This is a genomic window from Litorilituus lipolyticus, assembly GCF_006439335.1.
In the GTDB taxonomy this organism is placed as follows: domain Bacteria; phylum Pseudomonadota; class Gammaproteobacteria; order Enterobacterales; family Alteromonadaceae; genus Colwellia; species Colwellia lipolytica.
In genome coordinates, this window is sequence record NZ_SAWY01000007.1 from 67,357 (window position 1) to 80,990 (window position 13,634).

Genomic DNA, 13,634 nt, shown 5'->3' on the forward strand with positions numbered 1-13,634 from the left:
TTAAATTTTATGGCTAATTTTACTTTCAGTACCTTTGATTAAGCGAACAATATTAGCACGATGCCTTAATATGATTAGAACACTGAGCATAATCGTAGGATAAACATATAAAGGCTTTAAGAAATAAACGTATACCGGAGCGACAGCAACAGTAACAATAGCTCCTAAGCTTGAATATTTACTCCACTTAACCACACTAATCCAAGTGACAATCAACAAGGCACCTAACGTAAAGCCAATAGGTAGAAGCGTGCCAAGTGCTGTTGCAACGGCTTTTCCGCCTTTAAAGCCAAAGAAGATGGGGTACATGTGCCCTAAGCAAGCGGCAACACCAATCACACCGAGATAAATTGGCTCAACTTTCAAAAAATACGCTCCCCAGACAGGAATTGTACCTTTTAAAACATCCAAAAATAACACCGTTGCAGCGGTTAACTTATTGCTTATGCGCAATACATTAGTAGCTCCAGGGTTTTTTGAACCTGTAGTTCGAGGATCGGGCAATCGCAAAAACTTGCATATCAAAATAGCACTAGAAATCGAGCCTATTAAATAAGCAACGACAATCATGGCAAAGGTTACAAGCAACATTTTTGAGAAAACATCCATTATCTAGTTCAAAAAGTAGGTTAATTGATATTCTATCTTGTTATGCGCTAGTTTTTCTAGACCTAGAAAGGTAAACTCGCCTTTATTTTGTAACTTTTCAATGTAAGTTAGTTGCCAAGGTCATAAGTAAAATGGATAAGGTATTAATAAAAGGTTTACGTATACAAACCACCATTGGTTTTTATCAATGGGAAAAAGAAATCAAGCAAACGTTAGTAATTGATTTGGCCATGGGCTGGAATACAGCTGCCGCTGCAGAAAATGATGAATTAGCAAAAACACTTGATTATGCTGAAATTTCGACTGAAATAGAAAAGTTTGCCAATCAAAACCCTGTAGATCTTATCGAAACACTTGCAGAAAGATTAGCCAGCTTCTTAATGAGTCAATATGCAATACCATGGCTAAAACTGACTATAAACAAGCCAGGCGCGGTTCATAATACAGAAACCGTGGGTGTTGAAATTGAGAGAGGCCAAGCTGGTTAATGGCACAAATCTATATCTCTGTTGGTAGTAGTATTAATAGAGAGCACTATATAACTCAAGGCTTACACGCCATTGCTGATGCTTTTAATATTCACTTTTCCAAGTTGATATTATCCTCTTTGTACGAAAGTGAAGCTGTGGGTTTTGCTGGCGCACCTTTTTATAATATGGTGGTCGGTTTACATTGCTCACAGTCAATTAAACAGGTCACTAAGATATTACGGGATATTGAATTTGCTCATGGCCGTAGTGAAAATGCCCAAAAGTATAGTCCACGTACTTTAGATCTCGATATACTGCTATATGACGATCTTATTCTGGAATCACCAGCTCAGATCCCTAGAGCTGAAATTTGTACCAATGCTTTTGTATTATGGCCTCTTAGTGAGGTAGCGCCAACATTATGTCATCCGGTACTTAAAAAAAGTTATCAAGAGCTATGGCAACAATATGATAAAGAAAGCCAACAGCTCAATATTGTTAATAACTGCTGGTAGCATAGCAAAACCTATGATGTATCTACTTAATAAACATTCAGGCAATGAAAAGGAATAATCACCTCAATGAGCACATTAGAAATTATTATTTTAGCTATTCTGCAAGGGCTCACAGAGTTTTTGCCTATCTCAAGCTCTGCTCACTTAATTTTGCCCTCTCAACTACTCGGCTGGCAAGACCAAGGACAAGCGTTTGATGTTGCAGTACATGTAGGTACGTTATTCGCGGTCATGTTATATTTTCGTAAAGAAGTAGGCTCTATGATTATTGCATGGATTGGCACTATAGGTTTTGGTCCTAGTAAACATAGTGGTAGCTTCGATGGTAAGCTAGCATGGTGGATTCTATTAGCATCTATTCCATTAGGTTTGGTGGGGTTACTTGCTGCTGACTTTATTGAAGAACATTTACGTTCAGCTCTGGTAATTGCTGCTACTACATTAATATTTGGTTTTTTACTTGGTTTTGCCGACATAAAAGCCAAAGAAAATAACTCTCTCGAAAGCATTGGCTTTAAAGGAGCGATGCTAATTGGTCTTGCGCAAGCGATTGCATTGATACCTGGAACTTCTCGTTCAGGCATTACAATGACTATTGGCCTCATACTTGGTCTAAGCCGAGATAATGCTGCACGATTCTCATTCTTATTATCTATCCCAGCGATTATTATGACAGGCGGATACTTGGCGATGAAGTTAATAACGTCTACTGAGGCAGTTAACTGGATGACGATGGGATTAGGCAGTTTACTCGCATTTATTAGTGCTTACGCATGTATTCACTATTTTCTAATATTACTCGATAAATTAGGCATGATGCCTTTCGTTATTTACCGTTTAATTTTAGGTGTTGGTTTACTATGGTTTATCATGGCTTAGCTAAGTTTTTGTTCAGCTATAATTTTAACAAACAATTTAATTTATCAATGTAGGCATTCGCGTGAACTCAAATATAATCGAAATAACGTTAGATAACTTTCAACAAATCATTGTTGAGCAGTCAAAAGAAAAACTTATCCTTGTCTCGTTCTGGGCAGAACAAATACCAGAAAGTATTGAACTAAAAGATAAATTAACAACAAAAACAGCAGCGTTTGATGAGCATGTTATTTTGGCTACTGTTGATTGCCAAACTCAAGGACAAATAGCTCAACAATTTGGCATTCAAGGCTTACCTACGGCTGTTCTTATTAAAGATAGTCAACCCGTAGACGGCCTTTCTGGCCCGCAAACAGATGAAAATATTGAAGAGTTTTTGGGTAAGCATTTACCTAAACCACAAGATATATTACTTAAACAAGCTGTCGAAGCATTAGCTGATAATAACCTTAGTGAGGCTAATACAGCCATTTGCAAAGCTTATACATTAGATACTGAACAAAACGGAAATAGAGCAGATATAAAGCTTGTTTTAACTGATGTTTACATTCAACTAGGTAAGATTGCCGATGCTCAAGCATTACTTGATACCATAAAAATGGTTGATCAAGACGCTTACTATAAAAGTTTGATAGCAAAACTTGAACTGGCCTCTCAAGCCGCGAATTCCCCTGAGATACAAGCACTTGAACAAGAGTTACAAGATAACTCACAAGATGCTAATTTAATTCATCAACTTTCAGCTCAGTACAGTCAGGTTAATCGAAATGAAGAAGCATTAGCGTTGCTATTTAGACATGTGCAACAAGCGAGCAATGACGAATCTCAGGCAAAAGCGAAAAGCAAAGAATTACTACTAGATATTCTAAAATCGTTGCCAGATGGTGATCCCTTAGCTAATAAATATCGTAGAAAGCTTTATACCTTAATGTATTAACTTACGAGGCCGCTTTACTTTGTAATATTCTACCGCTGGTTAAACGAGAAGTTTGAGGCAACCAGGTACTTGTACCTGTTTGCGCCAAGCCACTGTAGCCTTGATCAAAAATTTTCTCACCCACTACAGATGATCGTTGCGGCCGACTAATGAGATAACCTTGAATATATTTAACACCTAACGACTTTAACAATTCAAATTGTTCAACGTGCTCAATACCTTCAGCAACAACTTTTAATTCTAATTGCTTAGCCATATCCACAATAGAGTGGAGGATTTTGTTGTATTTTTTATTGTTCATCGCTTCAGAAACAAACAACTTATCGATTTTAAGCACATCTACTGGAAGATTACCTAAAACGGCCAACGAACTAAAACCTGTACCGAAATCATCAATAGCAACGATAACCCCTGCCTGTCTTAATTTTTCAAGTTCGCGAATGGCTTCATCAGGTGCATCAATAAAACAACTCTCAGTGATTTCTAACATAAGAGAAGTCGGAGGAAGTGCTGTTTTTTGAAGTGAAGTTAACACCCACTCACTAAGTGCCTTATACTTTAATTGAACGGCAGAAATATTGACCGATATTCGTGCGCTTTTCATACCCGCATTATACCAAGCTGCCATTTGCCTACAGGCTTCATCTAAAATCCAATCACCAAGCTCTAAAATCAAATTAGAATTTTCAGCAATTGGAATAAACTCATCAGGAGTAATAGTGCCTTCAACTGGGTGTTGCCACCTCACCAGGGCTTCAAAATAATTAATGTGACAACCATCTACATTAATCACCGGTTGGAAAGTTAAAAAGAAATTACCTGAATCTATCGCTAAGCGCATTTCATCTAACAAATAATGGTAGCGCCTCATATTCGCTCCCATTTCAGGTGAGTATATCCGATAAATACCTCGACCGTCTGTTTTAGCACGGTACATCGCAACATCAGCCATTTGAATTAATGCATGAGGTGTTGAGGCACTATCTGGATAAACAGCAATGCCCACGCTAGCACTTATCTTGATAGTTTTATTTCCTAAAATAAAATCTCTTTCTAGTTCTTGTAATACATGTCTTGCTACATCGACAGCTTACTCTAAAGTCTCTAAGGTCTGAATGAATAAAGTAAACTCATCTCCACCTAAGCGCGCCAAGTTGTATCCAAGCTCCGTATCATCTTGTGTAAAACTTAAATTTTGACGACGAACAATTGAGCGTAGTCGTTCTGCTACTTGAATTAATACTTCATCACCAAACGAATGACCATATGAGTCATTCACTTGTTTAAAACCATCTAAATCGATGAATAATAAACCACTTTTTTGGTTATCATCTGCTGAGAGTTTAATTTGCTTATCGATATGAGTTAAAAAATTATAGCGATCTACTAGCTTAGTAAGCTTGTCACAAAAAATACTTTCTTCAGCATTAGAGCGATAATCTTTAGCAATAAGATGTAAGGCGTCGAGAGAGTGATGAAGTTCTGAAATATTAGCGGTGTTGGTTCTATGTTCCTCACCATACTGATAACTCGCAATAATATTATCAACTTTATTACAAATCGGCCGTAAAGCTTTATTAACTCGTTTTGTTTGATAAGCCGCATTTAATGCAATTGAGGTTAACGCCATAATAAAGAGAGCAAATATGGGGATCGCTACATCAACAATGGCAGAAATAATTAATGAGCTGAGGGAATAAATAGTTACTTTATCTGAGAGTTCTCTATGGGGAATATAAGTTTTACCCTGATACAGATAACTTTGAGGTTTTAATAACAAGGCCGGTAATATTTTTGCATAACCTTGCGTGATCACCAACTGACTTTTACTGACCTCTATTGGCGTTTCTCCAATTTGCTCGATGGAGAAGTTTTTAGATAATGAACTAATGAGCAACACGTAGCTTAACAATAAAAAAACTGTGATAAACAGCGCTGTGAACTTCCATGTTTTAACTCTAGTTTGTTCCATTAGAGTGCCTTAAAAGGAGGATGAATAATATACAAAGTAGCAACCCTATTACTATAGACCTTAAAGAAAGTGATAACAAAGAATCAGTTAAAAAATCTTAAGTTAGGGCAAATGTTCACTCGCTAAATAATCATGAGACTGCATTTCTTGAAGTCGACTCAAACAGCGTTTAAATTCAAACGCTAGTCGACCGCCACTATAGAGCTCTTCAAGAGCAAACTCCGCTGACATGATCAGCTTCACATTACGCTCATAAAATTCATCCACTAAAGCAATAAAACGCCTAGTGGCATCATCTGTATCAGCCCCCATTTGTTTTACATTAGCCATTAATACTGTGTGATATAGTTGACTAATCTCCATATAATCACTTTGGCTTCTGGCACTTTCACATAACACTGAAAAATCAAAATACACAACACCTTGTGCAACCGATACAGTTCTTAATTGGCGATTGTTAATCTCAATATCAACATTATGCTCTCCAACTTCACAAGCGAGCTGCTTAAAATAATGAGCTAAGTTTTCACTCGCTTGTTCATCCAGAGGATAATGAAAAATTTCTGCCTGTTCTAGGGTTCGTAATCGATAGTCGACTCCACTATCAACGTTAATAATATCTGTGTGTTCATTAATTAATTTAATAGCAGGTAAAAATCGCTCTCTTTGTAAGCCATTACGGTACAACTCATCAGGAATAATATTTGAGGTAGCAACTAAAGTGACATTATGAGCAAAGAGCTCTTCAAATAATGTGCCTAAAATCATTGCGTCGGTAATATCAGAAACAAAAAACTCATCAAAGCAAATTATCTGTGTTTCTTGAGCAAATTTTTTTGCAATAATTTTTAAAGGATCAGATTGACCAGATAAACCTTTTAACTCTTGATGCACTCTATGCATGAATCGATGAAAATGAACACGCATCTTATTATCAAACGGTAGGCAGTCATAAAATGTATCGACTAAGTAAGTTTTTCCTCGGCCAACACCGCCCCAAAAATACAAGCCTTTAACTGGCTTTACTTCTTGCTTAACGTATATTTTTTTCCAACGATTAAGCACTTTTTTAAAGCCTGAAACAGCAATAGGTTGACTTAATAATTCATCATAAAGTCGCTGCAAATGCTTAACAGCATTTTCTTGGGCTGCATCAAAAAGAAAATCGTCTTGTTGTAAATCTTGTTTATACTTAGCTAAAGGAGAAAGCTTAATCATTAACTGGCCATCTTAATTATTTATTCGCATCACGCTTGAAAAAGGAAAATTTGCAAAAATATACTCTATATCTCTATTTATACCACGTTACACAGAGTATAGTTATGGTTAAGTTATTCGCATGTTGAACGACTTATTATATTTCCAATTACAATGAAAGGTACACCTATGAATGTAGTTTTATCTCTAGCCTTATTAATCGTTGGCGGTATTATTGGCTTTTTTGCTCATCGCTTCTTTTCAAACTCTAGCCAAGCACAGAGAAAACTAGCCGAACAAGCTAGCCAAAGTGAAGCGGCTCTTACCCAGTATAAACTTGATGTTGCAGATCATTTAGCCAGTTCAGCTCAGTTATTAGAACAAATGAACAGCACCTGCCAAACAGCAATGAAACAAATGGAAGAGAGTACTCAGCTATTACAAAAAGCGTCTCATATTGAAGAGGCTGATTTACCATTCTTTTCACAAGAAACCCAAGAACAATTAGCTCAGACCGCAGCTTTAAGGCACCAGAAGCGAACTGAGGATAACTCTTCAGAGATCACTGAGCCACCATTAGATTACTCAAGTAACCCAAGTGGTTTATTTGTTGATAAGAAACAAACTGTTACAAATAGCAATTAAGCTTCAAGGAACTATCACTGCGTTCAAAAGTCTACCCTTAAGACGTAACATAAACACATTTTTGTGGATAACTTTATCATTTTGATGGAGTTATCCCGTTTATTGATATCATTCTGCTGTTATTAGGAGAACTCTTAAGTATGAAAAAATTATCCTTTTTAATCACCGCCGCCTTATTATCCTCTTCATTAGCCTTGACTCAAGCACCTGCTTACGCAAGCTGGCCTTCATCGGTTGATGGTCAAACTATGCCTAGTTTAGCTCCTATGCTCGAAAAGGCGACCCCTGCTGTGGTCAGTATTTCAGTTAAAGGCACTCAAAAAGTTCAACAAAATGTACCTGACGCTTTCAAGTTTTTCTTCGGTAATCGAAATCAAGGCCAACCTCAAGAGCGTCCTTTTCGAGGGCTCGGTTCGGGTGTCATTATTGATAGTGATTCTGGATATATTGTTACCAATAATCATGTGATTAATAATGCTGATGAAATCCTAATCACCTTAAAAGATGGTCGCCAATTAGAAGCAACTAAACTTGGTGCTGATGAAGAAAGTGATATTGCTTTATTGCAAGTAGATGCTGAAAATTTAGCTGAGATTAAAATATCTGACTCTGACAGCTTACGAGTAGGTGACTTTACTGTAGCTATAGGTAGTCCGTTCGGCTTAGGTCAAACCGTAACGTCTGGTATTGTTAGTGCATTAGGCAGAAGTAACTTAAATATCGAAAATTATGAAGATTTTATTCAAACAGATGCCGCAATTAACAGCGGCAACTCAGGCGGTGCTTTAGTTAATTTACGTGGTGAGCTAATAGGAATTAACACGGCTATTCTTGGTCCCAATGGTGGTAATGTCGGTATCGGCTTTGCCATTCCAAGTAATATGATGCATAACTTAGTGAAACAGATCATTGAGTTTGGTGAAGTTCGTCGTGGCGTCTTAGGCGTATCGGGTCGAAGTGTCGACAGTGGTATTGCAAAAGCGATGGAGCTTGAAACTAACCAAGGCGCATTCATTGAAATGGTAGCAGCAGACTCTGCAGCTGATGAAGCGGGCTTAAAAGCTGGTGATGTTATTGTTAAAATTAATGGTAAATCAATTAGATCATTTAGCGAGCTAAGAGGAAAAATAGGTTCTATAGGTGCTGGTAAAAAAGTTAAATTAACCGTTATTCGTGACGGAGACGATGAAACCTTCACTGTTAAACTTAAGCAGTCACAAGGCACTAATGTAGCGGCTGCCTCTATACATAGAATGCTTGAAGGAGCTAAATTAAAAAATAGTTCGGATAACAAAGGCATTGTCATTGAAGAGGTTGCACCACAATCTCCTGCACAACTTGCTGGATTACGTAATGGCGATATTATTACGGGGGTGAATAGAACACGCACCAAAAATATCATTCAATTAAGAGAATTCTTAAAAGATAAAAAAGGTGTTGTTGCGCTAAATATCATTCGTGATGAACAAGCACAATATTTAATGATTCGCTAAACATTCGCTTAACTTTAAATCATGCGATTGACGCTAAAACCAATGACTGATTACTCATGTCATTGGTTTTTTTTATGTTACACTGAAAAAAAACCAAATTAAAAAGCCCGTGAAAATTTTTGATATAGTAAAGTACATCCTAAATGCTGTAAGTTATGGCGTTCTATTCGCCGTCGCGCTTATTCTCCTCAAGCCAGAATTGTTTCCTGGGTTACAATCAAGCCCTTTATTTTCACAAAGTCCAAAAGAGCAGCAAGCTTTATCTTTTGCTAAAGCAGTAAGCTTAGCAAGTCCTGCGGTAGTCAATATATACTCTGAAAAAATTGAGAATAATCCTCGCTATGGTCATCAACCTAGAGCAAGTACTAGGCTAGGCTCAGGTGTCATTATGGACAGCAATGGCTACATTTTAACTAACATGCACGTTATTCAACAAGCAGACTTGATTTGGGTGTTATTGCAAAATGGCCAGCGCTATCCAGGAGAGTTGATAGGGTTCGATAGATTTACCGATTTAGCGGTAATTAAAATTAATGTGACAGATTTACCAGTCATTCCACAAAAACCAGAGCAACAACCCCTTGCAGGTGACATAGTATTAGCCATCGGAAACCCATTGAACCTTGGTCAAACAGTTACTCAAGGTATCATCAGCGCAACAGGTAGGAATGGTTTAAGTACCACCAGTTATTTAGAATTCTTGCAAATGGATGCAGCTATCAATGAAGGTAACTCTGGCGGCGCACTCATTAACAGTAACGGGATTCTAGTAGGAATTAATTCTAGAAAATTTACTCAAAACAACCCAAATCACCAGTTAGAAATTCAAGGGATTTTCTTTGCTGTACCTTACCAATTAGCCCATAAAGTTATGCGGCAAATTATTGAGAACGGTAAAGTGGTAAGAGGCTGGCTAGGCATTGTTTCCAACCAATACTATACCGATCTTAAAGGGTTTATTGTAGAAAGTGTTATCGAAAATAGCCCAGCAAAACTAGCAGGAATTCAAGCTGGCGATATTATTTATCAAATTGGCGAGCAACCTATTGCCAGTATTACCCAAGCATTAGATATTATTGCTGAGACAACACCAAATACAAAAGTAAAAGTGAAAATGTATCGAAAAGGCCAGCCAATAGAGACAACTGTAACCATTATTGAATTGAATGGTTAAGTCGCTTAAAAACTTTATTTTGCCTATAAAAAAGGCTGCCTAGGCAGCCTTCTCGCATATCTTTTTATTTAATCTAACGCACTTAAGTATTTCACTAAATTTTTATAATCTTGTTCAAAATTATTTTTATCTAATTTATCAGCATTGATCTTATACTTACCATTAACAATTACCGTAGGAACACCAGTTAATGCTCTCTTTTGTGACATAGTATCTTGGTTTTTCTTCATTGCTTTTGCTTTTCCATTGACCGCAAAGCTCTTCATTAATTTATCAAATTTGTCACCATCAGCACCATTAAGCACAAAAATGTTACGTAAGTCCTTCTCTGAGGTGATCACTGCACGTTGAATATGAATATAGTTAAAAATGGCGACAATGAGCTTATCTTCCATGTCTAACTGCTCAGCAACAACAACCGCTTTACTAACCATTTGCTGAATTTTAGGACTTGCTGCGCGTAAAAAATCAACATGATTTCTTTCAAACTTAACACCTTCAGGTAATGACTTTTTCACTGAGGCCATAAACGGTTCAAACTTAAAACAATGACCGCAGTATACTGAAAAATATTCTCTCACTTCTTTTTTACTTGATGCCTGCTCACTCACTGTAGTGTATTGCTTGCCGTCGGTATATTGTTCTGCACAAGCTGACATAGAAAGAGCGAATAATGGCATTAAAAAGACCAAAAAAGGTCGAAACATTTTTTTCATAGTTTTTCCTAACGAATAGTATTTAGTTGCTTGACTAAATTTACCTTATTTTTAACGGGGTAGCGATTAAAAATTTTGCAAACTTAACGCGGGTTGCTGCAGTGCAGAAAATTGTTCTTTCAACATTAAAATTTGCTGTTCCCAATACTTTTCTGTATTAAACCATGGGAAATTCCTTGGAAAGGCAGGATCTTGCCAGCGCTTACACAACCATGCCATGTAATTCACCACTCGCATGGTACGTAATGCTTCAATCAACTGAAGTTCTTTGTTTTCAAAGCTGTGGAACTCTTCATAGCCCATAAGTAACGTGTCAAGTTGCAATAACTGCTGCTGTCTATCACCTGAGAGCATCATCCATAAATCTTGCACAGCGGGACCCGTTCTACAGTCATCCAGATCAACAAAGTGAGGCCCTTCATCACGCCACAAAATATTGCCTGCATGACAATCGCCATGCAGCCTAATTTGCTTTATAGAATCAATCGCTTTGTATTGTTCACTAGCTAAAGCGATAACTTGCTCAAGAATCGTGAAGAAAGGCACTTGCAAATGCGCAGGAACAAATTGCGAATCTTTAATGATGTTTTTCGCTTGATAAAGCAACTCTTGCGTTGTAAATGCTGGACGATAGTTAAAGCTATTTGTAGCTGAAACTGCATGAATGCGACCAATAAATCGCCCCATCCATTCGAGTTGCTCTAGATTATCAACTTCAAATATACGGCCGCCTCGACATGGAAATACAGCAAATCGATACCCTTGATGCTCGAATAAGCTTTCCCCTGCTATTTTTAAGGGCGCTACAATTGGTAATTCTTGCTCTGCTAATTCAAAAGAAAAGTCATGCTCTTCTTCTATTTGTTGAAGTTGCCAACGTTGAGGACGATAAAACTTAGTAACGTATTTAACTAAATTATCATCATGAAATTGATAAACTCTGTTTTCAAAGCTGTTTAGCGGCAATAAGCCGCTATCTACAACGAATCCCACACTTTCTAGGCCATCAATGATCACATCAGGTGACAATGAAGCGAAATCAAAAGCAGCCATTAGCGTTTGTTAAAGAATCGACTTTCTTGTTCGATCCTTACATCTTCATCGGAAGCTTGTTCAACAACAAAGGTAATATCTGTCATTAACGATTTAAGCTCGTAAGGATCAACGGAAATACTAATAGGTAACGTGTAAACCGTTGCGGCTTCTACTAGTACTTCTTGTTTACCATGCCATTGAGTATTTTCTATGCCTTTTACTGACAGTTTATAAACATTATCTGTTTGCGACATATTTAAGATTTTCAAGGTGTAAACATTTTCAATGTCACCATTAAAGTTCTCTTTCGCAAGCTCAGTTCGATCACGAATGATATCGAGAGACAAAGGTACTCTGTTGACAATTTCTAATACCAACATAGTCGTCATAATTAATAACAACACAGCATAGCCTATAAGCTTTGAACGAACTAAGTGGACTTTCTTGCCAGCCAATTCATGTTCAGTAGTATAGCGAATTAAACCTTGAGGGTAATTCATCCGCGTCATCACCCCAGAACAAGCATCGACGCACGATCCACAGTTAATACATTCGTATTGTAAGCCGTTTCGAATATCAATTCCGGTTGGGCACACTTCTACACATAAATTACAGTCAATACAATCGCCTAACCCCATAGATTTATGATCTTGCTTGCGCCCCCTCGCACCACGATTTTCACCACGTTCTTTGTCATAGGCGACAGTAAGAGTATCTTTATCAAACATCGCTGATTGAAAGCGTGCATATGGACACATATGCAAGCATACAGTTTCACGCATCCAGCCAGCATTACCATAGGTGGCCAAGGTAAAGAAAAACAATATTCCTGCCATCATTGCGCTGGTATTAAAGGTAAAAACGTTAATAAACAGCTCTTGCATAGGTGAGAAATACCCAGCAAAGGTCATTGCAGTAAATAATGAAAATAAGAGCCACGCACCATGTTTTAGAAATTTACGGATAAACTTATTGGCATTTAGTGGCTGCTGATCAAGCTTACGTCGTTGATTTGCTGTGCCTTCAATTCTTTCTTCGAACCAAATAAAAATAAACGTCCAAACCGTTTGTGGGCACATATAACCACACCAAACTCGTCCTAAAAAGGTGGTCACAAAAAAGAGTAGAAAGGCACCTAAAATAAATATCCAAGCAAGTAAAGTAAGATCTTGTGGCCATAAAGTTAAGCTCCACAGGGTAAAGCGTTGCTCGGCAATATCGAATAACACCGCTTGATGGCCATTAAATTGTAACCAAGGCAACAATAAGAAAAAGGCAAAGTATACCAAATTCATGCGTTGCCTTAACTTTTGGAAAAAGCCAGATACTTTTCTTACATAAATTTGATCGCCCGGCTTATATCTTTCTTTACCGCGGTTTTTTTGCCCATGAATTTTGACATTTTTCACAGGAATGCGCTCTTGAGGTGATTTCGAACGTTCTGATTTGACGTCTGATGATTCCACGATTATTCCTTACTTCGCGAATAATGATGAACAAGTATCATACTTTGCTCATTTTCTGATATGATCGCGTTTAATTCGTTTTATTAGAGAGTTAATAACTAATTATTAGCTTGTTAATATAACACAATAACTATTAAACATAATACGACATACTATGAAGAATTTATTGATCTTAATCGTTGCTATTGCAGTCTATTTACATTTCTATCCGCAGCCCGAAGTTACTGCATTTTATAATAAACATATGGCAAGTGTGAAAGAAGCCTTCAATGAGTTTAGTGATACAAAAGTACGACTAAGACCAGAGAAGATTTTTGATGAATTAAAACCTGAATTTGTAACATTTTCAGAAAGAGAAATAACACATTTAAAGCAAATTACTTCATCAAGAAAGGCAATAAAAGAGTTCTATTTCACTTACTGCTCAAAACCAGAGCGTGATCAAATCTTTCATATCGCCAATGAAAATAAAACATGTGACGTTATAGGAAAGTATCGAGCCCTATTTTAACGATACAAAGGTTTA

General features: G+C 37.2%; 14 protein-coding genes and 1 pseudogene. 8 read left to right on the forward strand and 7 right to left on the reverse strand.

Annotated features, from left to right (window positions below):
- Positions 1 to 591: a glycerol-3-phosphate 1-O-acyltransferase PlsY gene (plsY, locus tag EPA86_RS03920; RefSeq protein ID WP_140602101.1), complete on the reverse strand. Its 591-nt coding sequence runs from the start codon at positions 589 to 591 to the stop codon at positions 1 to 3.
- Between the two features lie 149 nt (positions 592 to 740).
- Here plsY and folB point away from each other — a divergent pair, with 149 nt between their 5' ends.
- The 4 genes from folB (at position 741) to EPA86_RS03940 (ending at position 3,410) form a co-directional block, all read left to right on the forward strand.
- Entirely contained in the window at positions 741 to 1,097 is a 357-nt protein-coding gene (gene folB / locus EPA86_RS03925; protein WP_140602103.1) for a dihydroneopterin aldolase, read from the forward strand.
- A complete protein-coding gene (gene folK / locus EPA86_RS03930) occupies positions 1,097 to 1,594 on the forward strand; it encodes a 2-amino-4-hydroxy-6-hydroxymethyldihydropteridine diphosphokinase (protein WP_140602105.1) in 498 nt (165 codons plus the stop codon). Before folB ends, folK begins: the two co-directional genes overlap by 1 nt.
- A gap of 66 nt (positions 1,595 to 1,660) precedes the next feature.
- Complete coding sequence (locus EPA86_RS03935) at positions 1,661 to 2,473, forward strand: undecaprenyl-diphosphate phosphatase (RefSeq protein ID WP_140602107.1); 813 nt, start codon at positions 1,661 to 1,663, stop codon at positions 2,471 to 2,473.
- Positions 2,474 to 2,534: 61 nt separating this feature from the next.
- Positions 2,535 to 3,410: a co-chaperone YbbN gene (locus EPA86_RS03940; RefSeq protein ID WP_246058244.1), complete on the forward strand. Its 876-nt coding sequence runs from the start codon at positions 2,535 to 2,537 to the stop codon at positions 3,408 to 3,410.
- Position 3,411: 1 nt separating this feature from the next.
- Here EPA86_RS03940 and EPA86_RS18290 read toward each other — a convergent pair whose 3' ends face one another.
- The 3 genes and pseudogenes from EPA86_RS18290 to zapE form a co-directional block, all read right to left on the reverse strand.
- Positions 3,412 to 4,347, reverse strand: coding sequence for a putative bifunctional diguanylate cyclase/phosphodiesterase (locus EPA86_RS18290; RefSeq protein ID WP_342777390.1), 936 nt, complete (start codon positions 4,345 to 4,347; stop codon positions 3,412 to 3,414).
- Positions 4,333 to 5,382: pseudogene (locus EPA86_RS18295) on the reverse strand (diguanylate cyclase domain-containing protein); the annotation flags it as partial. The pseudogene EPA86_RS18295 and the gene EPA86_RS18290, both read right to left, overlap by 15 nt.
- Positions 5,383 to 5,484: 102 nt before the next feature.
- Positions 5,485 to 6,600, reverse strand: a complete 1,116-nt coding sequence (gene zapE / locus EPA86_RS03950) for a cell division protein ZapE (RefSeq protein ID WP_140602109.1) — start codon at positions 6,598 to 6,600, stop codon at positions 5,485 to 5,487.
- A gap of 168 nt (positions 6,601 to 6,768) precedes the next feature.
- Here zapE and EPA86_RS03955 point away from each other — a divergent pair, with 168 nt between their 5' ends.
- The 3 genes from EPA86_RS03955 (at position 6,769) to EPA86_RS03965 (ending at position 9,891) form a co-directional block, all read left to right on the forward strand.
- Positions 6,769 to 7,224 carry a Z-ring associated ZapG family protein gene (locus EPA86_RS03955; protein WP_140602111.1) on the forward strand — a complete coding sequence of 152 codons (456 nt, stop codon included), beginning with the start codon at positions 6,769 to 6,771 and terminating at the stop codon, positions 7,222 to 7,224.
- Positions 7,225 to 7,364: 140 nt separating this feature from the next.
- Positions 7,365 to 8,717 carry a DegQ family serine endoprotease gene (locus tag EPA86_RS03960; protein ID WP_140602113.1) on the forward strand — a complete coding sequence of 451 codons (1,353 nt, stop codon included), beginning with the start codon at positions 7,365 to 7,367 and terminating at the stop codon, positions 8,715 to 8,717.
- Between the two features lie 109 nt (positions 8,718 to 8,826).
- The gene (locus EPA86_RS03965; RefSeq protein ID WP_140602115.1) at positions 8,827 to 9,891 is read left to right on the forward strand and encodes a trypsin-like peptidase domain-containing protein; all 1,065 of its coding nucleotides are present in this window, start codon (positions 8,827 to 8,829) and stop codon (positions 9,889 to 9,891) included.
- A gap of 68 nt (positions 9,892 to 9,959) precedes the next feature.
- Here EPA86_RS03965 and EPA86_RS03970 read toward each other — a convergent pair whose 3' ends face one another.
- The 3 genes from EPA86_RS03970 to ccoG form a co-directional block, all read right to left on the reverse strand.
- Positions 9,960 to 10,607 (reverse strand): thiol:disulfide interchange protein DsbA/DsbL, encoded by a 648-nt coding sequence (locus EPA86_RS03970; RefSeq protein WP_140602117.1) that lies wholly within the window; start codon positions 10,605 to 10,607, stop codon positions 9,960 to 9,962.
- A 66-nt stretch (positions 10,608 to 10,673) separates the two neighbouring features.
- The gene (locus tag EPA86_RS03975) at positions 10,674 to 11,660 is read right to left on the reverse strand and encodes a serine/threonine protein kinase (protein ID WP_140602119.1); all 987 of its coding nucleotides are present in this window, start codon (positions 11,658 to 11,660) and stop codon (positions 10,674 to 10,676) included.
- Entirely contained in the window at positions 11,660 to 13,108 is a 1,449-nt protein-coding gene (gene ccoG, locus EPA86_RS03980) for a cytochrome c oxidase accessory protein CcoG (RefSeq protein ID WP_140602121.1), read from the reverse strand. The genes EPA86_RS03975 and ccoG overlap by 1 nt, the downstream gene beginning before the upstream one ends.
- Positions 13,109 to 13,262: 154 nt before the next feature.
- On the opposite strand from ccoG, the gene EPA86_RS03985 reads away from it, so the two are divergent.
- Positions 13,263 to 13,619, forward strand: a complete 357-nt coding sequence (locus EPA86_RS03985; protein WP_140602123.1) for a hypothetical protein — start codon at positions 13,263 to 13,265, stop codon at positions 13,617 to 13,619.
- Positions 13,620 to 13,634: the final 15 nt, after the last annotated feature.